General features: G+C 61.4%; 20 protein-coding genes. 16 read left to right on the forward strand and 4 right to left on the reverse strand.

Annotation, left to right across the window (positions count from 1 at the left end; translation table 11 throughout):
* Positions 1 to 349: 349 nt before the first annotated feature.
* A complete protein-coding gene (locus EXW71_RS23295) occupies positions 350 to 1,294 on the reverse strand; it encodes a LysR family transcriptional regulator (protein ID WP_134660338.1) in 945 nt (314 codons plus the stop codon).
* A 155-nt stretch (positions 1,295 to 1,449) separates the two neighbouring features.
* On the opposite strand from EXW71_RS23295, the gene EXW71_RS23300 reads away from it, so the two are divergent.
* A complete protein-coding gene (locus tag EXW71_RS23300; RefSeq protein WP_134660339.1) occupies positions 1,450 to 3,765 on the forward strand; it encodes a TonB-dependent receptor in 2,316 nt (771 codons plus the stop codon).
* Here the strand turns inward: EXW71_RS23300 and EXW71_RS23305 are convergent.
* Positions 3,736 to 4,923 (reverse strand): CynX/NimT family MFS transporter, encoded by a 1,188-nt coding sequence (locus EXW71_RS23305; RefSeq protein ID WP_134660340.1) that lies wholly within the window; start codon positions 4,921 to 4,923, stop codon positions 3,736 to 3,738. The genes EXW71_RS23300 and EXW71_RS23305 overlap by 30 nt on opposite strands.
* Positions 4,910 to 5,371, reverse strand: coding sequence for a nucleoside deaminase (locus EXW71_RS23310; protein WP_134660341.1), 462 nt, complete (start codon positions 5,369 to 5,371; stop codon positions 4,910 to 4,912). Before EXW71_RS23310 ends, EXW71_RS23305 begins: the two co-directional genes overlap by 14 nt.
* Before the next feature lie 106 nt (positions 5,372 to 5,477).
* On the opposite strand from EXW71_RS23310, the gene EXW71_RS23315 reads away from it, so the two are divergent.
* The 12 genes from EXW71_RS23315 (at position 5,478) to EXW71_RS23365 (ending at position 14,748) form a co-directional block, all read left to right on the forward strand.
* Complete coding sequence (locus tag EXW71_RS23315; protein WP_134660342.1) at positions 5,478 to 6,329, forward strand: LysR family transcriptional regulator; 852 nt, start codon at positions 5,478 to 5,480, stop codon at positions 6,327 to 6,329.
* A 240-nt stretch (positions 6,330 to 6,569) separates the two neighbouring features.
* Entirely contained in the window at positions 6,570 to 7,388 is an 819-nt protein-coding gene (locus tag EXW71_RS23320; protein ID WP_134660343.1) for an energy transducer TonB, read from the forward strand.
* Between the two features lie 51 nt (positions 7,389 to 7,439).
* A complete protein-coding gene (locus tag EXW71_RS23325) occupies positions 7,440 to 8,162 on the forward strand; it encodes a MotA/TolQ/ExbB proton channel family protein (protein ID WP_123717116.1) in 723 nt (240 codons plus the stop codon).
* 1 nt (position 8,163) lies between these two features.
* Positions 8,164 to 8,565, forward strand: a complete 402-nt coding sequence (locus EXW71_RS23330) for a biopolymer transporter ExbD (protein WP_134660344.1) — start codon at positions 8,164 to 8,166, stop codon at positions 8,563 to 8,565.
* 301 nt (positions 8,566 to 8,866) lie between these two features.
* Positions 8,867 to 9,448 carry an alpha/beta hydrolase gene (locus tag EXW71_RS23335; protein ID WP_123717043.1) on the forward strand — a complete coding sequence of 194 codons (582 nt, stop codon included), beginning with the start codon at positions 8,867 to 8,869 and terminating at the stop codon, positions 9,446 to 9,448.
* Between the two features lie 50 nt (positions 9,449 to 9,498).
* Positions 9,499 to 10,422, forward strand: coding sequence for a sigma 54-interacting transcriptional regulator (locus EXW71_RS23340; RefSeq protein ID WP_123717044.1), 924 nt, complete (start codon positions 9,499 to 9,501; stop codon positions 10,420 to 10,422).
* Between the two features lie 126 nt (positions 10,423 to 10,548).
* Complete coding sequence (locus tag EXW71_RS23345) at positions 10,549 to 11,331, forward strand: MetQ/NlpA family ABC transporter substrate-binding protein (RefSeq protein ID WP_123717045.1); 783 nt, start codon at positions 10,549 to 10,551, stop codon at positions 11,329 to 11,331.
* 205 nt (positions 11,332 to 11,536) lie between these two features.
* Positions 11,537 to 11,692: a hypothetical protein gene (locus EXW71_RS28845; RefSeq protein ID WP_167659666.1), complete on the forward strand. Its 156-nt coding sequence runs from the start codon at positions 11,537 to 11,539 to the stop codon at positions 11,690 to 11,692.
* Positions 11,693 to 11,818: 126 nt separating this feature from the next.
* On the forward strand, positions 11,819 to 12,484 hold the full coding sequence (locus EXW71_RS23350; RefSeq protein WP_123717046.1) for an amino acid ABC transporter permease: 666 nt from the start codon (positions 11,819 to 11,821) through the stop codon (positions 12,482 to 12,484).
* On the forward strand, positions 12,465 to 13,124 hold the full coding sequence (locus tag EXW71_RS23355; RefSeq protein ID WP_134660345.1) for an amino acid ABC transporter permease: 660 nt from the start codon (positions 12,465 to 12,467) through the stop codon (positions 13,122 to 13,124). The genes EXW71_RS23350 and EXW71_RS23355 overlap by 20 nt, the downstream gene beginning before the upstream one ends.
* Positions 13,121 to 13,897 (forward strand): amino acid ABC transporter ATP-binding protein, encoded by a 777-nt coding sequence (locus EXW71_RS23360; protein WP_134660346.1) that lies wholly within the window; start codon positions 13,121 to 13,123, stop codon positions 13,895 to 13,897. Before EXW71_RS23355 ends, EXW71_RS23360 begins: the two co-directional genes overlap by 4 nt.
* Positions 13,894 to 14,748 (forward strand): transporter substrate-binding domain-containing protein, encoded by an 855-nt coding sequence (locus tag EXW71_RS23365; protein ID WP_134660347.1) that lies wholly within the window; start codon positions 13,894 to 13,896, stop codon positions 14,746 to 14,748. The genes EXW71_RS23360 and EXW71_RS23365 overlap by 4 nt, the downstream gene beginning before the upstream one ends.
* A 51-nt stretch (positions 14,749 to 14,799) precedes the next feature.
* Here the strand turns inward: EXW71_RS23365 and EXW71_RS23370 are convergent, their stop codons facing one another.
* Positions 14,800 to 15,960: an AAA family ATPase gene (locus EXW71_RS23370; RefSeq protein ID WP_134660348.1), complete on the reverse strand. Its 1,161-nt coding sequence runs from the start codon at positions 15,958 to 15,960 to the stop codon at positions 14,800 to 14,802.
* A 119-nt stretch (positions 15,961 to 16,079) separates the two neighbouring features.
* Here EXW71_RS23370 and EXW71_RS23375 point away from each other — a divergent pair, with 119 nt between their 5' ends.
* Genes EXW71_RS23375 through EXW71_RS23385 form a run of 3 tightly spaced genes read left to right on the forward strand, consistent with a single transcriptional unit; the run spans position 16,080 to position 21,285 of the window.
* The gene (locus EXW71_RS23375; protein WP_134660349.1) at positions 16,080 to 17,162 is read left to right on the forward strand and encodes an efflux RND transporter periplasmic adaptor subunit; all 1,083 of its coding nucleotides are present in this window, start codon (positions 16,080 to 16,082) and stop codon (positions 17,160 to 17,162) included.
* A complete protein-coding gene (locus EXW71_RS23380) occupies positions 17,159 to 18,229 on the forward strand; it encodes an efflux RND transporter periplasmic adaptor subunit (RefSeq protein WP_134660350.1) in 1,071 nt (356 codons plus the stop codon). Before EXW71_RS23375 ends, EXW71_RS23380 begins: the two co-directional genes overlap by 4 nt.
* On the forward strand, positions 18,226 to 21,285 hold the full coding sequence (locus tag EXW71_RS23385; protein ID WP_134660351.1) for an efflux RND transporter permease subunit: 3,060 nt from the start codon (positions 18,226 to 18,228) through the stop codon (positions 21,283 to 21,285). The genes EXW71_RS23380 and EXW71_RS23385 overlap by 4 nt, the downstream gene beginning before the upstream one ends.
* The last annotated feature ends 139 nt before the right edge of the window (positions 21,286 to 21,424 follow it).

A 21,424-nucleotide genomic window follows, 5' to 3' on the forward strand; every position in this document is an offset into this window, starting at 1 on the left:
ATGGCCGTCGAGTGTAGATGCAAGCGGGGCTGATGAATGATGCGGCTGAGTATTGGCAGTGTGTATTTCAACTGACAATGACAGTGATCAACGCGGCGGCATATTCAGCCGCTGGAGAGAACTCCGTCCCTTCATCTGATGCCGACTGCGAATTGGCAACAGCAGCGGATGACCCTGATTCCTTACGAGGCAAGTGCTCGATATCGAGGTAGCGCAATAGAAATCAGAGCCACCAGCAGTACAAAACCACTGGAACAGGCTGGCGGCGGGGGAGGAGACCCCACAGCAAGCGATCTGGTATTGCTGCGTTGCGAGGGGGTAGTCTGAAGCATCAACGCATTACGGCCTATCAAACAGCAAAATTTTCCAATGAACAGACATCCTCATCCTGTTCATCCACTTCTTTGATCTGCTCAATCATCGCCTCCGCCAACGGCGACAATCGGTACCCCGCACGGCTGACAATTCCATAGCGGGTGTAACGCTCCTCCAAGTCCTCAGCCAGCCCATCAATCGTCAAACACACCAATTCCCCCCGGGCCATGTGCAGCACATCGCTATTGGCACTGACGATGCCGATGGCGTCCGAGCGCAACACCACGCCCATCAGGCTGTAGCCGTTCTCGCATTCCACATTGGGCAGGTAGTCCGGCCGCCCGCTGAGGTCGACGATGACCTTGCGCAGGTTCGGCGGGCGGATGGTCACGGCCAGGGGATAACTCATCAGCTCGGCGGCGGTGACGCTGGCTTGCCCGGCCAGCGGGTGGCCGGCGCGGCAGCAGAAATACCAGCGGCGCGCGCGCAGGCGATGGGTGTGGTAGTCGGGGTTGGCTTCGAAGTGGCGGGTGTCGGCGACGAAGAATTCGAACTCTTCGCTGAGCAGGCGCTTGCTCAGGCTTTGCCAGTCATCCACCTGGAATTGCACGCGGGCCTTGGGGTAGCGCCCGATGAAACTGCCGATGGCGCGGGGGATCAAGCCGCCAGCCGGTGCCGGCCCGCAGCCGAAGCGCAGTTCGCCGGCCTCCAGGCCATTGAACTGGCTGATCTCGTTGGCCAGTTGCTGCGCGCCACTGACCAGACGCCGCGCATGTTCAAGCAGCACCTGGCCTTGTTTGGTCGGCGCCAGGTCCTTGCGGCCACGGTCGACCAGTTGGCACCCGGCGCTATGTTCCAGCGCCTGGATGCTGCGACTGAGCGCCGACTGCGACAGGTTCACAGCCAGCGCCGCTGCAACAAAACTGCGGTGTTCGGCGAGGGCGATGAAGTGGCGGAGTTGGCGCAGGTCGATATGCATTTTTCACATCAAAAATATCCGGGAAATGCATTGGCTATGCATCAGGTCGACTCCTTATAAAGGCTATCTCTTATGCAGTAAATGTTCGATAAAAAATAAATAAATAACTTTGTGGAATATGCGCTGTTGGATATTTCCAGGTTTGGGAGCCGCTTATGAGTCTGTTGAAGTCCTTGCCCATGGCCCTGTTAGTGGCCGGCAGCACCCATTGGTCGCCGACCCAGGCCGCCGAAGCACCCGCGTCGGCAAGCAAGGGCGAAAGCGCCGGCGGCCAACTGGAAACCGTCACGGTCACCGCCCGGCGGCGTACCGAAAGCGCCCAGGAGGTGCCCACGCCCATGAGCGTGATCGGCGGCCAGGCCCTGGAAAGTCAGCGGGTGTATCGGATTCAGGACCTGCAGCAACTGGTGCCCAGCGTCAACGTCGCCTATATGCATGCGCGCCAGTCCAGCGTGTCGATTCGCGGGCTGGGCAACAACCCGGCCAGCGACGGCCTGGAAGGCAGCGTGGGCCTGTATATCGACAACGTGTACCTTGGACGACCGGGCATGGCGGTGTTCGACTTGATGGACATCGAGCAGCTTGAAGTGTTGCGCGGCCCGCAAGGTACCCTGTTCGGCAAGAACACCACGGCGGGTGTGATCAACATCAGCACCCGCGCGCCGAGTTTCACCCCCGAGCGCAGTATCGAAACCTCGTTGGGCGAGGACGGTTACTTCCAGACCAAGGGCACGATCTCCGGCCCGCTCAGCGATGATCTGGCGGGACGTTTCTCGGCCTATCGCACGCGCAGCGACGGCGATATCAAGAACGAATACGACGGCCACGACCTCAATGGCGGCTCGCGTCAGGGCTTTCGCGGGCAACTGCTGTACAAGCCCAGCGAGACGTTCAACCTGCGCTGGATCGGCGATTACAACGAGGAAGACTCCAGCGCCGGCACCCGCGTGTTGTACAGCACGGGGCCGACCATCAATGGCACCAACCTCTATGCGTCTCGGGCCGCTGCAGCGGGGGCGACGCTGGTGGATGGCACTCATCGCAAGGTCAACCTGGACAGCGACCAGCACGTCACGGTGTTCCAGGGCGGTACATCGCTGGAGGCCAACTGGACGCTGCCGAGTGACTTCACGCTGACGTCGGTCAGTGCCTATCGCTGGTGGAATTTCACCCCGCGCAACGATGATGGGCTCAACGTGCCGGCGTCCTATAACGCTGGCGTGTCGGTGGAAGATAAACAGTGGTCCCAGGAGTTTCGGCTGGCCTCGCCCACGGGTGGGTTCTTCGACTACGTGCTGGGCGCGTATTACTTCGGCTCCGACCTGGATAACAGCTCCTTCGCCTATTACGGGCCTAAGGCCGATATCTGGAACGGCACGCCGACTGGCGCCTTGAACAATGTCAGCAGTGTCGGTAACGGGCATATCCGTACCGACAGCTTCGCATTGTTCGCCCAAGGCACCTGGCACCTTACGGAGCGCCTGGATTTCACCGCCGGCTTGCGCGGCACCTATGAAGAGAAAAGCGCGTGGGTCACGCGTAATGCCCCACTTGGTGGTGCCGCGGTGGCCGGCGCCGCTGCCACGGCACGACGCGGGCGCACGGGAGCGTATGATTCGGGCGACCTTAATCAGTACAGCGCCACGCCGTCGGGGCTGCTCAACCTCAGTTACCACTTCAATGAAAACCTGCTGGGCTACGCGACGCTGTCCCATGGCGAAAAGTCCGGCGGGGTCAACCTGGCAGTGGGTTCGGCGCCGACTGCGGGTGCCGACTCCTTGCTGATCGGCACCGAGCGCGCCAACAACGCCGAGTTGGGCTTCAAGAGCACGCTGTGGGATCGTCGCCTGCAGCTCAACGCCAACCTGTTCTGGACCCAGGTCAACGGCTACCAGACCAACGCTTACGATCAGGACAACCGCGTGCAGTACCTGACCAACGCCGGTTCCGTGCGTTCGCGTGGCGTTGAAGTGGAAAGCACCCTGGTGCCGATCAAGGGCCTGACGCTGAACCTCAACGGCTCGTTCAACGATGTGAGCTACCTGTCATACAAGGATGCACCCTGCCCGCCGGAAGTCAGCTTGCGCCCCGGCGCCCCGGCATCCTGCGACCTTACGGGGCATCAAGTGGTCGGCGCGTCGAAATGGATCGCCAACGCCAATGGTGAGTACAAATGGAACCTGGATAACGGCTTCGAGCCCTACGTGACCGCCAGCTATGCGTTCCGCTCCAAAGCGGTGGGTACCGTGGAGGATTCCGATTACGGACAGATTCCGGCCTACGCCGTGGTCAACCTGTCCACCGGCCTGCGCGGCAACTACCAGCAAGGGCAGTGGGACGTGTCGTTGTGGCTGAAGAACGCCTTCGACAAAACCTACTACACCACGCTGTGGACGGGCGGCAACGGCGGCTATGAAGGCTTGCTGGGCACACCGCGCACCCTAGGCGTGACCGGGCGCTACGACTTCTGACCCGGTGCGATAGGTGGCCGGGCTGAACACCCGCGTCACCATCAGCATCGCCACCACCGTGACGATCAGCACGACCCAGGCGCTGACAAAAGTGCCGGTGAGTTCACGCAGCCAGCCGGTCAGCCAGGGTGAAATCGCGTTGATCAAAAAGCCTACGCCTTGCACGAAAGCCGCCAGTTGCCCGGCCTGGCGCGGGTCGCGGTGGTGGTCAAGGGTCAGCAGCAAACTCAAGGCGAAGCAGGCACCCAAGCCGAAGCCGATCAGCGCCACCCACACATGGGGGAATTGTTGCGGCGCTATCAGCAGGCCGAGGTAGCCCACGGTCTGTGCCAGCAAACTGATACCGAGCAGGGGACGACGGTCGATGCCGCGCTGTGCCAACACCGGCATCAGTAGTGCGGCAATCACTTGGAAGATGGTCATGAACGCCAGCAACGAACCGCTGGGCAACACGCCCCAGCCCAGTTGCTGATAGTACGCAGGCAGCCACGCCACCATGCTCATGTAGCCGCAATTGACCAAGCCGAAGTACAACGCCAGCAGCCATGCCCGACGATTGCGCAGGCCCTTGAAGGCGGGGATTACCTTGGCGCTCCTGGCCGCACCCAACGGTACGAACCCCCACAGCAACAGGGCGGCTATCGCAGGCAGCAGCCAGATCCCCAGGCCCGCCTGCCAGTGCTGAAAGTGTGTGGCCACCACCGGGCTCAGCAGGGCCGCCAGCCCACCACCGGCCATCAATGACGCGGAGTACACGCCCATCGCCACCGGCACGCGGTGATGGAATTCGCGCTTGATCATTGCCGGCACCAACGCCTGGATCAGCGCCACACCGGCGCCTCCCAGCAGCGCCGTAACCAGCAGGGCCGATGCCTGGCCCATCAGCCAGCGCGCCAGGCAGGCCAGCAGAATCATCATCAAGCCCAGGGCAATGCCGCGCCGCTCTCCCAGGCGCGCCTCCACGCGCACGCCCACCAGCGCCACCAGGCCCATGCAGATCACCGGCAGGCTAGTCAGCAGGGCACTGCTCTGGAAGCTCAAACCGGTGGCCTGGCGAATTTCCCCGAGCAACGGGCTGATGGAACTGAGGATCGGCCGCAGGTTCAGCCCCAGCACTACCAGCAGGCCCCAGCCGGCGAGGGATTTATTCAGCTGCATGCAGGTTTTTCCAGTGTTGGTACAGCGCGGTCATGGCCGCATCGGGCCGGTGTTGGATGGGCAGGCGTTGTTCGCTCAAAGGCAAGCCGACCTGTTGCCCAATGGTCGCCGTCGACAAACCGTACGGCTCGGCCATGGCGTTACTGGCGGCGAACACCACACGCTCGACGCCGCACAGGTACATGGCGCTCAGGCACATCGGGCAAGGTTGGCCGCTGGCGTAGATTACGCAGCCTTCCAGGCGTGTGCCGAGCTGCCGGCTGGCAGCGCGGATCGCCAGCAGCTCGGCATGAGCGGTGGGGTCCTGGCTGAGGTGGATTTCATTCACGGCTTCCACCAGTGCTTCACCTTTGTGCGTCAGCACGGCGCCAAATGGGCGACCGCCTTGGGCCACATTGGCCCGGGCCAGGGCGACAGCGCGGAGCAGGTGCTGTTGATCGGCGCTCATGAACGTTCCTTTGGGCAGGATGGAGGGTGAAGTATGGTCAGTGGTCTTGGTATTCTGAAATTAAATATAAGCATGCCAATCAGTGGCAAATACGATGGTGACGTCCATGTTCGATCCTGTGTTATTGCGCAGTTTTGTCGCCGTGGTGGACTGCGGCAATTTCACCCGCGCCGCCGAACGCCTGCATCTGACCCAATCCACCGTGAGCCAGCAGATTCGCCGCCTGGAAGAGGCGGTTGCGTGCCAATTGCTCGACCGTGACCAGCGCCGGGTGGTCGCCACCGTCGAGGGTGAGCGGTTGCTGGCTTATGCACGGCGCATCCTGGCGCTGCATGAAGAGGCCGCCGATGTGTTGGTCAACCAGCAAAGCGACGGTGTGTTGCGCCTGGGAGTGCCGGAGGATTTTGCCGCCGAACGCCTGATGCCGTTGCTCTCGGCTTTTGTGGTGGCTCACCCCAGGGTGCGGCTGGAGGTCACCAGCGGTCTGGGCCCTGAATTGCAGCGCCAGTACCGGGGCGGTGAGTTTGACGTGTTGCTGGTCAAGCAGATGGGCGACAGCGATGACTGCCTGGCGTCCTGGCCGGAACCGTTGTGCTGGGTCGACAGCCGTAACACGCCATCCCTAGGGCGCGACCCGTTGCCGCTGGTGGCGTTTCCGGTGGGTGGGTTGTATCGCAATGAAATGCTCCACCATCTGGAGGTGGGCGGTTGGCGCTGGCGCATCGGCTATTCCAGCGCCAGTCTGGCCAGCGTGTGTTCGGCGGTGTCGGCGGGGTTGGGGATCAGCCTGCTGCCGCGACGGGTGTTGCAGCCTGGGCATGTGGTACTCGGCGAAGACAGCGGTTTGCCGACGGTGCAGGGCGTACGGCTGGCGGTGTATGGCCGCAGCGGTTTGGGGGCGGCGGGGCAGACGTTGCAACGCCAATTGCTCGATTTGTGTGCAAACAGCCCGGGTTGAACCATGCCTTTGCAGAATATTTTGTATGCCTGCAAAGCATTGAAAAATAACGCCTTCGCCCGAGGCCACGGCGGGCGCGGGTTTGGCGTTTCAGCACGTTTCCCTTATTCAAATCAGGCATATCTATAACTTTAAAGATTACTTTAAGAGATAAGCGTCTGGCCCCGATGATTCAGCCCTCGACGGCCGCTTTGGCAGGCCTGTCGGTTTTTTTGTGTGAAAACCGTAGGGAGTGAACCAATGGGCAATGTCCAGACCGCCGCCAGTGCACACGAGGCGCCATGGCGCCAGGCACCGGGTGGTGAGTTGGTCGACCTTGGCCGGCCGCACCGCGCGCCGTTGGGGCAACTGCGATTGCAGAGGACGCCGAAGCGTATCTCGAGTCGCCGCGAAGGGATTCTGCTGGGGCTGCTGGTGTTGGCTTTGCACGGTGCGGTGATTTATTGGCTCAGCCAGAAACCCACACCGGTGCTGCCGGTCGTGCCGCCGGAAATCCCACCGATGACTATCGAATTTTCCCAGCCGGCGCCGCCGCTGGTTGAACCGCCACCGCCTGTGCCGCCGCCACCACCTCCCGTGGTCGAGCCACCGCCACCGGTAGTGGATGAACTGGCGGCTAAACCTGCGCCGCCAAAACCGATCCCCAAGCCAAAGCCCGTGCCCAAGCCCAAGCCAAAACCTGAGCCGGCACCGAAAGCGGTCGAGCAACCGCCTGCGCCACCGACGCCTGCGCCGCCCGCCCCGGCAGCACCCGCCCCTGTCGCCGCGCCAGCACCGGTCACGCCGGCTTCGGCCAACGCCGCTTACCTGAAGAACCCGGCGCCCGAATACCCCTCACTGGCCCAGCGCCGCGGTTGGGAGGGCACGGTGTTGCTACGGGTACATGTCTTGGCCAGCGGCAAGCCGGGTGAGATCCAGGTCCAGAAAAGCAGCGGTCGCCAGCAACTCGATGATGCCGCATTGGCCGCTGTAAAGCGTTGGAGCTTTGTACCGGCCAAGCAGGGCGATGTAGCCCAGGACGGTTGGGTCAGCGTGCCGATCGATTTCAAGATTCACTAACTATCGCGCTGCGGTGTGCCGTACACGCCGCAATCTGTACAGAGGGAAAACATCATGGCATTAGCATCTCCACTTGAATCCATCGAAAGCGCGGTGATCTGGCTGCTGGTGGTCTTTTCGGTCGCCACCTGGGGCTTGGCATTGCTGAAGGGTGTGCAATTCGGGCGCCTCAAGGCCCAGGATCGCAAGTTCCACAAGCAGTTCTGGGCGGCGTCGAGCCTCGATTCCGCTGCTGAACTGGCCGAGACCCAACCGGGCGCGGCGGCCCGTGTGGCCCAGGCCGGTTATGCGGCGATCCAGGTCGGCGAGGCGCCCCATGCAACAGACCTGAGCCAGGCGATCAATCATCAGGACCGCCTCGAACGTGCCCTGCGCCAACAGATCGTGCGCGAGCGTCGCTCCCTGGAAACCGGCCTGGCCGTGGTCGCCAGTATCGGCAGCACTTCGCCGTTCATCGGCCTGTTCGGCACCGTGTGGGGGATCATGGAAGCGCTCAAGGGCATCAGCGCTGCTGGCTCCGCCAGCCTCGAAACCGTAGCCGGCCCGATTGGTGCAGCGCTGGTCGCCACCGGGGTGGGGATCGCCGTGGCCGTGCCTGCAGTGTTGGTTTACAACTACTTCCTGCGTCGCCTGAAGCTGACGGCTGCCGACCTGGATGACTTTGCCCACGACTTTTACAGCCTGGCGCAGAAGAACGCCTTCCGCGTCCTGCTGCATCCGACGCTGACCAAGAACGCGGCCGGCAACCCGCAAAAAGTGAAGGAGGCATCCTGAGATGGCCTTCTCCACGCAAGACAGCGATGAGGTGCTGAGCGAGATCAACGTGACGCCATTGGTGGACGTGATGCTGGTGCTGCTGGTGGTGTTTATCGTCACCGCGCCGCTGTTGACCAACGCGATTCCGATCAACCTGCCCAAGACCCAGGCCGTGGCTCCCGTGGAACAGAAAGACCCGCTGGTGGTGAGCATCGACGGCACCGGCAAACTCTTTATCAACAAGGACGAAATCCAGCCGGACCTGCTCGAATTCAACCTGCAGGCGGCCAAGGCCAAAGATCCCGATGTGCGGGTGCAACTGCAGGCCGACGACGGTGTGAACTACGGCGAAGTGGCGCGAGCCATGGCGTCTATCGAACGTGCGGGAATTACCAAGTTATCGGTGATAACGGCGCGTTAGCGGACAGCTGCAAGCTACAAGCTACAAGCTACGAGCTACGAGCTACGAGCTACGAGCTACAAGCTACAAGTAAAAGCGGATTGGCTCTTGACTTGTAGCTTGCAGCTAACCGCTCGAAGCTGCTTTTTTAGGCCGTCTCCTTGGCAGGGTGCGGCCTTTTTTTTGCTTTCAACTTGCAGCATGCAGCTTGTAGCTAAAAACTAACTTTCAGTTATTAATAAATAGCTTCTTATTCCTTAACGAACATAAACCCCGTCCCTATACTGATCGGCAACGTTAAACGCTGCAGGAGGGCACACCCATGCACAGCGAGTCGATTCGTTACCTGATCGTGCCGGGCTGGCAAGGATCGCCAGAAGATCATTGGCAGAGTCATTGGCAGAACAGCCTACCCAACAGTGCGCGCGTGGAGCAGGCCGATTGGCTGACGCCACGTCGCGAAGACTGGGTGGCCGCGCTGGCCGAGGCCATCGCCGCCGACAGTACGCCGGTGATTCTCATCGCCCACAGCCTGGGTTGCATCACGGTCGCCCACTGGGCTGCCACGGCACCGCTGGCGTTTTTGCGTCAGGTGCGTGGCGCCTTGCTGGTGGCCCCGGCCGATGTCGAACGCCCGGCCTGTGCTCCCGCTCTGCGCAATTTCGCGCCGATACCGACCGACTTGTTGCCGTTTCCCAGTCACGTGGTCAGTTCCGACAACGACAGCGCCGTCAGCGCGCCAAGAGCCTTGGAGCTTGCGCGCCATTGGGGCGCCGAAGCCGGTATTTTGTCCGGGGCCGGCCATATCAATGTGAAGTCCGGCCACCAGCGATGGGAGCAGGGTTTCGCCTACCTTTATCGCCTGCAAAGCCGCCTCGAACATCACGCCCGGCGCACTGCCTGATATTTTTTCAACGCCCCGTCCCTTGAGTGGATTTGGGGCGGGAGCCTGCCATGAGTCATGAAACCTACGGCCAGCCGCTGCTGACCTTCCCCGATTCGGAAAAAAGCCCGCTGAGCATCCGCGCCAAGGCGTTGGTGTTTGTCGACCCGCGTTCGCGGCAATTGCGCGAAGACTTGGAAAGCCTCGCACCGCTTGCCCTGCCCGTGTTGATTCGCGGCGAGACGGGGACGGGCAAAGAGTTGCTGGCGCGACAGATCCACCGCGGCAGTGATCGCACCGGGCTGTTCGTCTCAGTCAATTGCGGCGCGATCAGCCCCACCTATGCCGATGCCGAGTTGTTCGGGTACGCCGCCGGCAGCCACAGTGGCGCGGCCAGCAGCCGCGCCGGGTGGTTTGGTTCGGCCAATGGCGGCACGTTGTACCTGGACGAGATCGGCGACCTGCCACTGCCGATCCAGGTGAAACTGCTCGCCGCCCTGGAAAACCATGAGGTCACCCGCGTCGGTGCCCATCAGCCCAGTCCGGTGGATGTGCGCCTGGTGGCCGCGACGAGTATCGACCTGGCCCAGGCCGTGGCCGCCGGCAAGTTCCATGAGCGCCTGTTCCATTACCTGAGCGAAGGCCAACTCGAACTGCCTGCCTTGCGCGAACGCGTCGGTGACATCCTGTCTTTGGCCGAATACTTCCTCGGCATCTACAGCCAGCGCCTGGACCTGCCGGTGCCGTTGATCAGTGAAGCCGCCCAGCATGTGCTGGAACGCCACAGTTGGCCGGGTAATACCCGCGAGCTGGAAAACGTCATCCACTTTGCGTTGCTGGTGAGCAGTGGCGATGAAATCCTGCCCGAGCATTTGAACCTGCCGGTGGCGGGCTCGCCGCTGGAACAGGTGCAGCGGATATTCCATAGCGCCACGGCGGCCGAGCAGGAAACCTTGCGCAAATGGCTACATGAACAAAATGGAATATCAACGTGAATAAAAGATATTGTTCGGGAATAAAAAATCTAGGTATTGTCCCATTCACGCCGCGATAGCACTTCGCTGGCACACCACATAAGAACGGTCGTCAGAGACGCCCCGGAATTTCGATAAGGACACTGCATGAAAAAGGTTCTGTTGTTTACCGCACTGGCGGCTGCCCTGACTGCAAGCTTGGCCCAGGCCAACGAGAAACTGGTGGTCGCTGCGACCCCGATCCCGCACGCCGAGATCCTCGAGCTGATCAAGCCGACCCTGGCCAAAGAAGGCGTGGACCTAGACATCAAGGTTTTCACCGACTACGTGCAGCCAAACGTGCAGGTGGCCGAGAAGCGTCTGGACGCCAACTACTTCCAGACCCTGCCGTACCTGGAAAACTTCAACAAGGGCAAGGGCACCAACCTGGTGACCGTGGTCGGTGTGCACGTTGAACCTTTCGGCGGCTACTCGAAAAAGATCAAGAACATTTCTGAGCTCAAGGATGGCGCGACCGTTGCCATTCCAAACGAGGGCTCCAACAGCGGCCGTGCCCTGTTGCTGCTGCAGAAGGCCGGTGTGATCACCCTGAAAGACCCAAGTAACGCCCTGGCCACGCCGAAAGACATTGCCAGCAACCCGAAACACCTGAAATTCAAAGAGCTGGAATCGGCCTTGCTGCCGCGCGTACTGGACCAGGTGGACCTGGACCTGATCAACACCAACTACGCCCTGGAAGCTGGCCTGAACCCGGCCAAGGACGCATTGATCATCGAAGACGCCAAATCGCCGTACGTGAACTTCCTGGTGGCTCGCCCGGACAACAAGGACAGCGACGCTATCCAGAAACTGTCCAAGGCCCTGACCAGCCCGGAAGTCAAAGCCTTCATCGAGAAGAAGTACAACGGCGCGGTCGTGCCTGCGTTCTGATGTAAGCCAAACCCCCTTCAAGGTTTGAACGCCGACGGCTCCTACAGCGTCGGCGTTTTTTTATTGGGCCTTGGCAGGCAAAAACTGTGGGGGGAGCTTGCTCCCGATAGCGGTGGTTCCGTCAGCACATCGATAAGCCGGCAGGTCACTACCGGGAGCAAGCCCACTCCCACATTGGATCTACAGTGGTTAGAGCGAGCGGCTGTTGATCGCCCTGCGCAACGCCACCAGCCACTTCACCAACTCCTGCGGATCCATCGGTTTCGCTTCGTTCATGGTTCGATCCCTCGAATCTTTCGACCCCAAGACCTTAGCTGCCAGCGGTGAAACCCGCGAACCCGGCGGTTATCTTTTTGGGTGATATCAATATGCTATTTGGGTATTTAAATTTTACTTTTTATACCTTTAAAGTTCGCGCTACCCGACGTTACCCACGTTGATATGGACCGCTCTCGCTGCATTACCCCTGCGGCGTCATGGACTCACAATGACCTTCGATTTCGCGTTTATCCTCAGCACCTTGCCGGCATTTCTCAAGGCCGTGGGTGTGACGCTGCAAGTGGGCCTGATCGCTATCGCCACCTCGCTGCTGGTGGCGTTGATCAACGCAGCGCTGCTGGTGTTTCGCACGCCGTATGTGTCGCGCCTGGTGGCGCTCTATGTAGAGTTGGCGCGCAACACCCCGCTGTTGATCCAGCTGTTCTTCGTTTACTTCGCCTTGCCGGCCCTGGGTTTGAATATCTCCGGGTTCTGGGCAGCGATTATCACCATGACGTTCCTCGGCGGCGCCTACCTCACTGAGGTGCTGCGTGCCGGTGTGGAAGCGGTGCCTCTGGCGCAGATCGAGTCGGGCAAGTCCATCGGCCTGTCCGACTGGCAGTTGCTGCGCCATGTAATTCTGCCCCAGGCCGGCATCCTCAGCCTGCCGGCGCTGTTCGCCAATTTCATCTTCCTGCTCAAGGAAACCACCGTAGTGTCTGCCGTGGCGGTGCCGGAGATTCTCTACACCACCAAGAGCTACATCGCGCTCTACTACAAGACTTACGAAATGCTCGCGGTGTTGACGCTGATCTGCGTGTTGCTGTTCTTGCCGCTGTCGTTGCTGCTCAGCCGTCTGGAAAGGAGGCTCCAGCATGGCCAGTTCGGGTCTTGAATTGTTGTGGGTGTCGTTGCCGCAACTGGGCAAGGGCGCTGCGCAAACCCTGTCGATTTCTTTGTTGAGCATCGCCTTCAGCACCGTCGGCGGCGTGGTATATGGCGTGTTGCGCACGCTGAACAAGCGGGCGATCAACCTGGTGCTGCGGGTGTACCTGGAACTGTTCCGGGCGATTCCGGTGCTGGTGTGGTTGTACCTGCTGTTTTTCGGCCTGCCGATTTTCTTTGGCCTGAGCCTCCCCAGTTTCTGGTGTGCGGTGTTGGTGTTGTCGCTATGGGGCGCCAGTGAAGTCGGCGAAGTGGTGCGCGGCGCGTTGCATTCATTGCCCCGTGGCCAGCGCGAAGCGGGCTTGTCGATTGGCCTGTCCGCGCCGCAACTGTACGGCTACGTGCTGCTGCCCCAGGCCCTCAAGCGCATGACGCCACCCACCATCAACGTCTACACACGCCTCATCAAGACCAGTTCGCTGGCCGTACTGATCGGCGTGGTGGATGTGATCAAGGTCGGCCAGCAAATCATCGAACGCACCTATGAGTCGGTATTGATCTACGGCGTGCTGTTTCTGTTTTTTTTCTTTATCTGCTACCCGTTGTCGGCTGCCTCCAAGGTGCTGGAACGGCGCTGGGCCCAAGCATGAGTGCATTGATCGAGTTCCAGGGTTTCAACAAATTCTTTGGCGAGGCGCAGGTGCTCAAGGGCATCGACCTGAGCGTGCAACGCGGCGAAGTGGTGGTGATCCTCGGCCCCAGCGGCTGCGGCAAAAGTACCTTGCTGCGCTGCCTCAACGGGCTTGAGGTCGCGCATAGCGGCAGCCTGCGTTTTGCAGGTAGGGAATTGCTGGATACATCCACTGACTGGCGCCAGGTACGCCAGGACATCGGCATGGTGTTCCAGAGCTACCACTTGTTCCCGCACATGAGCGTGCTCGACAACATCCTGCTCGGCCCCTTGAAAGTGCAAAAGCGCGACCCCCGCGAAGCCCGCGCCCAGGCCGAAAAACTGCTGGAGCGCGTGGGCCTTGCCGACAAGCGGGACGCCTTCCCGCGCCAGCTCTCCGGCGGCCAGCAGCAACGCATCGCCATCGTGCGCTCGTTGTGCATGAACCCTCAGGTCATGCTTTTTGATGAGGTCACCGCCGCCCTCGACCCGGAAATGGTCAAGGAGGTGCTGGAGGTGATCCAAGGCCTGGCCCGCGATGGCATGACCCTGTTGATCGTCACCCACGAAATGGCCTTCGCCCGCGCCGTCGCCGACCGCGTGATCTTCATGGAGGCGGGGCGCATCCTCGAACACAACACCCCCGAAGAATTCTTTACGAACCCGCAAACCGCACGCGCGCAGCAGTTCCTCGAGAAGTTCTCCTTTATGTCAACACTGCCCAAGAAAACCAAGGAACTGGAGCTGATATGAAAAAATTACTGCTGCCGCTGTTTGCCGTCGCACTGCTGGCCGGTTGCGATAAAAAGGCCGAAGAGCCCGCAAAACCTGTCGCCGCTGCTGCGAGTTATATCGACAAAATCAAGGCACGGGACAAACTGATCGTCGGCGTGTTCACCGACAAACCGCCGTTTGGCTTTGTGAACGAAGCTGGGCGTTATGTCGGCTTCGATACCGACATCGGCCGCCAATTCGCCAAGGACCTGCTGGGGGATGAAAACAAGGTTGAATTCGTTGCCGTGGAGCCGGCCAGCCGTATTCCGTTTCTGCAAAGCGACAAGGTCGACCTGATCCTCGCCAACATGACCGTGACGCCGGAGCGTAAGGAAGCGGTGGATTTCACCAATCCCAACCTGAAAGTCGCGGTACAGGCCCTGGTGCCCAACGACAGTGCGGTGAAGCGCCTGGATGACCTGGCCAGCCGTACCACTATCGTGACCACCGGCACCACCGCCGATATCTGGCTGACCAAGAACCACCCGGACTGGAAACTGCTCAAGTTCGAGAAAAACTCCGAGTCGCTGCAAGCGCTGTCGGCCGGCCGTGGTGATGCTTACGCCCAGGACAACCTGGTGTTGTTCAGCTGGGCCAAGCAGAACCCGGGCTATCGTGTGCTGGAGGAGAAGCTCGGTGACGAAGCGCCGATTGCGCCGGCGGTGAAGAAGGGCAATACCGAGCTGCGTGATTGGGTGAATGCCGAATTGGCGAAGTTGGGTGAAGAGAAGTTCTTGCTCAAGCTGTATGACCAGTATGTGCGTAAGGAGCTGAGCGATGACACCAAGCCTGAGAGCGTGATTGTCGAAGGCGGAAAGTGGCAGGGCTGATAGCCTTACCCCTGTAGGAGCGAGCAAGCTCGCTCCTACAGGGGGTTGCGCCTACTCCGGCCAATGCCAGGCCGGCGCATCCAAAACCCGTTGCCCGACGATTTGGGTCTCTCCCATTACCTTTTCCAACACTATCGAGTTACACCCCTCATCCTGCTGCAACGCCGCAATCAAGCGGCTGGCATGGGACACCACCCATACCTGGCATTGCTGAGACGCCTGGATAATCAAGCGCGCCAACGCCGGCAACAAATCCGGGTGCAGGCTGGTTTCCGGTTCGTTCAGCACCATCATGGTCGGCGGGCGTGGCGTCAGCAGTGCCGCGATCAGCAGCAGATAGCGCAGGGTGCCGTCCGATAGCTCCGCCGCCGACAGTGGCCGCAGTAAACCTTCCTGATAGAACTCAATGGCAAAGCGCCCGCCCTGCAACGGTTCGATATTCAGGCGCGCACCGGGAAACGCATCGCTGATTGCGCGCTGCAACGCCTCGGGGTCACCGATTTCGCGGATGGTCTGCAACGCCGCGGCCAGATCCCGACCATCGTGGTGCAGCACCGGCGTGCGCGTGCCTAGTTGTGGTTGGCGGACAGGGGCCTCCACGTCACTGCGAAAGTGATCATAAAAGCGCCACCCGCGAATGCTTTCGCGCAGCAACAGCACCTCTGGCGAGCTGCGTAGGCTGCCGACCTGATCGAACAGGCTGTGGTAGTTGGGCGTATGTTGGGCCAGTACGTCCCAGGAGCGCCCGTCACGCGCTCGCACCATGGGGCCGGAGCGCTGCACCAGCAGGCTGGCCGGGCGATAGAGGTGGCCGGCCCAAATGCATTCCTTCTTGACCTCGGGGTCGAGGGAGAAAAACGACATTGACGGCTCAGGCAGCCCCAGGGAGATGGCGTAACTGAAGTCCTCCCCGGCAAATCCCAGGCGCAGGCGTTTCACACCTTGGCGTGCGGTGGCCTCCACGGGCACCTCACCGTTGCGCATGCGCCGGCTGATGTTTTCCGGCCCGGCCCAGTAGGTCGAGTCCAGCCCGCCCTCGCGGGCCAGGGCATTGATCACTCCACCCTGGGCGGTTTCCGCCAGCAGGCGCAGCGCGCGATACAGGTTGGACTTACCGCTGCCATTGGGGCCGGTGATCAGGTTCAACCGGTCAAGGGGCACCACCAATTTATTGATCGAGCGGTAATTGGCTACCGCCAGGGTCTTGAGCATAAGGGGTCGGTCGCTGTGGGAACCATTGGAGTATGGGAGTCTCCATGCAGATAAGGAACCCTCAACTAAGCTCACAGTCGCATAGACTGGCGAGTCGGCATCACGCGAAAGGAGCCTGCATGGGCGGTCGTATTTCCACCTGTATTCTCGGCCTTGGTCTACTGACGCTATTAAGCGGCTGTGGCCAGGAGAAGGCTGAACCCAAGCAACATTCCAGGGTATTCGTGCAGACCGTGCAGCCGGCGGATTTTGCCGCGGCGGTCACGCTCACCGGTGATATCCAGGCGCGGGTGCAAACCGACCTGTCCTTTCGCGTGGGCGGCAAGATCATCCAGCGCATGGTGGATGTAGGCGACCGCGTGAGTGCCAAGCAAGTGCTGGCCAAGCTCGACCCCAAGGACTTGCAGACCAATGTCGCCTCCGCCCAAGCCCAGGTCGTGGCGGAACAGGCCCGGGTCAAGCAGACGGCCGCCGCCTTTGTGCGCCAGGAAAAGCTGCTGCCCAAGGGTTATACCAGCCGCAGCGAATACGATGCCGCCCAGGCCGCACTGCGCAGCAGCCAAAGCGCGCTTACCGCGGCCCAGGCCCAACTGGCCAATGCCCGCGAGCAGCTCGGCTATACCGCGTTGGTGGCCGAAGCACCGGGTGTGATCACCGCACGCCAGGCCGAAGTCGGCCAGGTGGTGCAGGCCACTGTGCCGATCTTCAGCCTGGCCCGGGACGGCGAGCGCGATGCGGTATTCAACGTTTACGAATCCCTGCTGGTGGAACCGCCGCCGGATGCACCGATCACGGTCAGCCTGCTGGATAACCCCAGCATCAAGGCCGTGGGCAAGGTGCGTGAAGTGACCCCGGCCGTGGCCGCGAATACCGGCACCGTCCAAGTGAAAATCGCCCTGCAAAGCCTGCCCAAAGGCATGGAGTTGGGGTCGGTGGTGAGCGCCACCGCCAATGGCCCGGCCAAGGCCAGTATCGAACTGCCGTGGGCGGCGTTGACCAAAGACCTCAACGAACCCGCCGTCTGGCTGATCGACGCTGACGGCAAGGCGCAACTGCACAAAGTCAGTGTGGCGCGTTACCTCACCGGCAAAGTGATCATCGGCGACGGCCTCAAGGGCGGCGAAAAAGTCGTGGTGGCCGGCGGGCAACTGCTGCACCCCGGCATGCTGGTCGAGATTGCCCAGCAAGGAGCCCAGCCATGAAGCGCCTGACGGCATTACTCGCCGCCAGCCTGTTGCTGGCGGCCTGCTCCAAGGAAGAAGCACCGCCCGAGCCCGTGCGCCCAGTGTTGTCCATGGAAGTGAAGGCTGAAGACCAGGAAAACCTCGGCCGCTTTGCCGGCACCATCCAGGCGCGCTATGAAAGCAACCTGGGGTTTCGCGTGGCCGGGCGTATCGCACGGCGCGCCGTGGATGTGGGCGCCGAGGTGGAGCAGGGCGCATTGCTCGCCGTGCTCGACCCCACCGACCAACAAAACCAACTGCGTGCTGCCCAGGGCGACCTGGCCCGGGTGCAGGCACAGTTCATCAACGCCCAGGCCAGTGCGCGCCGCCAGCAGGAATTGTTCAACCGGGGCGTTGGCGCCCAGGCCCAGCTCGACGCGGCGCAGACCGACCTGAAAACCACTCAGGCTTCCCTCGACCAGGCACGGGCATCGGTCAACCAGGCCAAGGATCAGCTCAACTATGCCGAGCTGCGCACCGATCACGCCGGCATTGTTACCGCCTGGAATGCCGAGGCCGGCCAGGTGGTCAGCGCCGGCCAGCAGGTGGTGACCCTGGCCCGCCCGGACATCAAGGAAGCGGTGATCGATCTGCCTGCCGGCCTCGCCGAGAGACTGCCCGCCGATGTGGTGTTCCTGGTCGCCGGGCAGCTTGACCCCAGCGTCCATACCACCGCCATCGTGCGTGAGATCGAACCCCAGGCCCAAAGCGCCACGCGCACTCGTCGTGCTCGCCTGACATTGGCCGAGACGCCGCCCGCATTTCGCCTCGGCACCGCGATCAGCGTGACCTTGAGCACCGCCATTGCGCCGCGTATCGAAGTGCCGTCGAGCGCCTTGCAGGAGGTCGACGGCAAGACCCGCATCTGGCTGCTCGATACCCAGAGCCGGACTGTGCAGCCGCGTGACGTCACGGTGCTCAGCCGTGACGCCGACAGCGCCTTGCTCAACGGCGGCGTCAAACCCGGCGAACGCATTGTCACCGCTGGCGTGAACAGCCTTAAACCAGGGCAAAAAGTCAAAATCGATGAGGACAGCCCGCGATGAAAGGGAGCTTCAACCTATCCGACTGGGCCCTCAAGCATCAGTCCTTCGTCTGGTACCTGATGTTCGTCGCGCTGCTGATGGGCGTGTTCTCGTACATGAACCTGGGCCGCGAGGAAGACCCCTCGTTCACCATCAAGACCATGGTGATCCAGACCCGTTGGCCGGGTGCGACCCAGGAAGAAACCCTCAAGCAGGTCACCGACCGCATCGAGAAGAAGCTCGAAGAACTCGACTCCCTCGACTACGTGAAAAGCTACACGCGCCCGGGTGAGTCCACGGTGTTCGTGTTCCTCAAGGACACTACCAGCGCCAAGGCCATCCCTGAGATCTGGTACCAGGTGCGCAAGAAGATCGACGACATTCGCGGCACCTTTCCCCAGGGGTTGCAGGGGCCATCGTTCAACGATGAGTTTGGTGATGTATTCGGCTCGGTGTACGCATTTACCGGCGATGGCCTGTCGATGCGTCAGCTGCGTGACTACGTCGAACAGGTGCGCGCCGAAATCCGCTCGGTACCGGGCCTGGGCAAGGTCGAGATGATCGGCCAGCAGGACGAAGTGATTTACCTGAACTTCTCCACGCGCAAACTCGCGGCGCTGGGCATCGATCAGCGCCAAGTGGTGCAAAGCCTGCAATCACAGAACGCCGTGACGCCTGCCGGGGTGATCGAGGCCGGGCCGGAGCGGATTTCCGTGCGCACCTCGGGGCAGTTCGCCTCGGAAAAGGATCTGGCCAACGTCAACCTGCGGCTTAATGACCGCTTCTATCGCCTGGCGGATATCGCCGACATCAGCCGTGGCTACGTGGACCCGGCGCGACCGATGTTCCGTTTCAACGGCAAGCCGGCCATCGGCTTGGCGATTGCCATGCAGAAGGGCGGCAATATCCAGTCCTTCGGCAAGGCCCTGCATCAGCGCATGGATGAACTGACCGCCGACCTGCCGGTGGGCGTCGGCGTGCACAAGGTCTCCGATCAGGCCGAAGTGGTGGAGGAGGCCGTGGGCGGCTTCACCAGCGCGCTGTTCGAGGCGGTGATCATCGTCCTGGTGGTGAGCTTTATCAGCCTCGGCATGCGCGCCGGGCTGGTGGTGGCGTGCTCGATTCCCTTGGTGCTGGCGCTGGTGTTCGTGTTCATGGAATACAGCGGGATCACCATGCAACGGGTGTCGCTGGGCGCCTTGATCATCGCCCTCGGCCTATTGGTGGACGATGCGATGATCACTGTGGAGATGATGATCACGCGCCTGGAAAAAGGTGAAAGCAAGGAACAGGCGGCCACCTACGCCTACACCTCTACCGCGTTCCCGATGCTCACGGGGACGCTGGTGACCGTCGCAGGCTTCGTGCCGATTGGTCTCAACGCCAGCTCGGCGGGCGAGTACACCTTTACCCTGTTTGCGGTGATTGCCGTGGCGATGCTGGTGTCGTGGGTGGTGGCCGTGCTGTTTGCGCCGGTCATCGGCGTGCATATCCTCAGCGCCAATGTGAAACCGCACGACGCAGAGCCTGGGCGGATTGGCCGAGCCTTCAATGGCGGCATGCTGTGGGCCATGCGCAACCGCTGGTGGGCCATCGGCATCACGGTGGGGCTGTTCGTGGCGTCGGTGTTCTCGATGCAGTTTGTGCAGAACCAGTTCTTTCCGTCGTCGGACCGCCCGGAAATCCTCGTCGACCTCAACCTGCCGCAGAACGCCTCGATCAATGAAACCCGCAAGGCCGTCGACCGCCTTGAAGCGATCATCAAGGATGACCCGGATATCACGCGCTGGAGCACCTACATCGGCCAAGGCGCGATCCGTTTCTACCTGCCCCTCGACCAGCAACTGGAAAACCCCTACTACGCACAGCTGGTCATCGTGAGCAAGGGCCTGAAAGAACGCGGTGCCTTGATTGCGCGCCTGCAAAAGCGCCTGCGCGATGACTTCGTCGGCATCGGCAGCTTTGTGCAGCCGCTGGAGATGGGCCCGCCGGTGGGGCGTCCGATCCAGTATCGCGTGTCCGGCAAAGACACCGACCAGGTGCGCAAGCACGCCATCGAACTGGCGACTTTGCTTGATCAGAATACCCACCTGGGGGAGATCATCTACGACTGGAACGAGCCGGGCAAAGTGCTGCGCGTGGACATCGCCCAGGACAAGGCGCGGCAACTCGGGCTGTCGTCGGAAGACGTGGCACAGTTGATGAACAGCGTGGTCAGCGGTGCCTCGGTGACCCAGGTGCACGACGATATCTACCTGATCAATGTGGTCGGCCGTGCCGAAGACGCTGAACGGGGCTCCCCGGAAACCTTGCAGAACCTGCAGATCGTCACGCCCAACGGCACCTCGATTCCGCTGCTGGCATTCGCCACCGTGCGCTATGAGCTGGAGCAGCCATTGGTATGGCGTCGCGACCGCAAACCGACCATCACCATCAAGGCTTCGGTGCGCGATGAGATACAGCCCACCGACCTGGTCAAACAACTGGCGCCGACCATCGAGAAATTCAGCGCCGGGTTGCCGGTGGGCTACAAGGTCGCCACGGGCGGCACCGTGGAGGAAAGCGGCAAGGCCCAAGGCCCGATTGCGAAAGTGGTGCCGCTGATGCTGTTCCTGATGGCGACCTTCCTGATGATCCAGCTGCACAGCGTGCAGAAGATGTTCCTGGTCGCCAGTGTCGCGCCGCTGGGGTTGATTGGCGTGGTGCTGGCGTTGATACCCACAGGCACACCCATGGGGTTCGTGGCGATCCTGGGTATCCTCGCCCTGATCGGCATCATCATCCGCAACTCGGTGATTCTGGTAACGCAGATCCACGAATATGAACTGGCGGGTTACACACCGTGGGATGCGGTGGTGGAAGCCACCGAGCATCGGCGCCGGCCCATCTTGCTCACCGCTGCGGCGGCGAGCCTGGGCATGATCCCGATTGCGCGTGAAGTGTTCTGGGGGCCGATGGCCTACGCGATGATTGGCGGCATCATCATTGCCACGTTGCTCACACTGCTGTTCCTGCCGGCGCTGTACGTGGCCTGGTACAAGATTCGTGAACCCAAGCAGGAACATCAGGCCGAGTGAAATCAAAAAAATGTGGGAGCAAGCGTGCTCCCACAGTTGAATTTTCACAGGCTTCAGCGGTTGTAGGAAACTTCCCGAAATACCTTGCCCTTCCCCTGCACGCCCTCGAGTGTTTTACCCTCCGTTCCCCCCTTTCCCA

It is taken from the genome of Pseudomonas sp. BCA17 (assembly GCF_004519405.1).
In the GTDB taxonomy this organism is placed as follows: Bacteria; Pseudomonadota; Gammaproteobacteria; order Pseudomonadales; family Pseudomonadaceae; genus Aquipseudomonas.

Coding starts and splice junctions, on each gene's coding strand:
- EXW71_RS23335 (WP_123717043.1), top strand. CDS start 8,867: ATGCACAGCGAGTCGATTCGTTACCTGATCGTGCCGGGCTGGCAAGGA.
- EXW71_RS23375 (WP_134660349.1), top strand. CDS start 16,080: ATGGGCGGTCGTATTTCCACCTGTATTCTCGGCCTTGGTCTACTGACG.
- EXW71_RS23355 (WP_134660345.1), top strand. CDS start 12,465: ATGGCCAGTTCGGGTCTTGAATTGTTGTGGGTGTCGTTGCCGCAACTG.
- EXW71_RS23380 (WP_134660350.1), top strand. CDS start 17,159: ATGAAGCGCCTGACGGCATTACTCGCCGCCAGCCTGTTGCTGGCGGCC.
- EXW71_RS23315 (WP_134660342.1), top strand. CDS start 5,478: ATGTTCGATCCTGTGTTATTGCGCAGTTTTGTCGCCGTGGTGGACTGC.
- EXW71_RS23345 (WP_123717045.1), top strand. CDS start 10,549: ATGAAAAAGGTTCTGTTGTTTACCGCACTGGCGGCTGCCCTGACTGCA.
- EXW71_RS23360 (WP_134660346.1), top strand. CDS start 13,121: ATGAGTGCATTGATCGAGTTCCAGGGTTTCAACAAATTCTTTGGCGAG.
- EXW71_RS23330 (WP_134660344.1), top strand. CDS start 8,164: ATGGCCTTCTCCACGCAAGACAGCGATGAGGTGCTGAGCGAGATCAAC.
- EXW71_RS23310 (WP_134660341.1), bottom strand. CDS start 5,371: ATGAGCGCCGATCAACAGCACCTGCTCCGCGCTGTCGCCCTGGCCCGG.
- EXW71_RS23350 (WP_123717046.1), top strand. CDS start 11,819: ATGACCTTCGATTTCGCGTTTATCCTCAGCACCTTGCCGGCATTTCTC.
- EXW71_RS23295 (WP_134660338.1), bottom strand. CDS start 1,294: ATGCATATCGACCTGCGCCAACTCCGCCACTTCATCGCCCTCGCCGAA.
- EXW71_RS23370 (WP_134660348.1), bottom strand. CDS start 15,960: ATGCTCAAGACCCTGGCGGTAGCCAATTACCGCTCGATCAATAAATTG.
- EXW71_RS23305 (WP_134660340.1), bottom strand. CDS start 4,923: ATGCAGCTGAATAAATCCCTCGCCGGCTGGGGCCTGCTGGTAGTGCTG.
- EXW71_RS23300 (WP_134660339.1), top strand. CDS start 1,450: ATGAGTCTGTTGAAGTCCTTGCCCATGGCCCTGTTAGTGGCCGGCAGC.
- EXW71_RS23385 (WP_134660351.1), top strand. CDS start 18,226: ATGAAAGGGAGCTTCAACCTATCCGACTGGGCCCTCAAGCATCAGTCC.
- EXW71_RS23340 (WP_123717044.1), top strand. CDS start 9,499: ATGAGTCATGAAACCTACGGCCAGCCGCTGCTGACCTTCCCCGATTCG.
- EXW71_RS23365 (WP_134660347.1), top strand. CDS start 13,894: ATGAAAAAATTACTGCTGCCGCTGTTTGCCGTCGCACTGCTGGCCGGT.
- EXW71_RS23320 (WP_134660343.1), top strand. CDS start 6,570: ATGGGCAATGTCCAGACCGCCGCCAGTGCACACGAGGCGCCATGGCGC.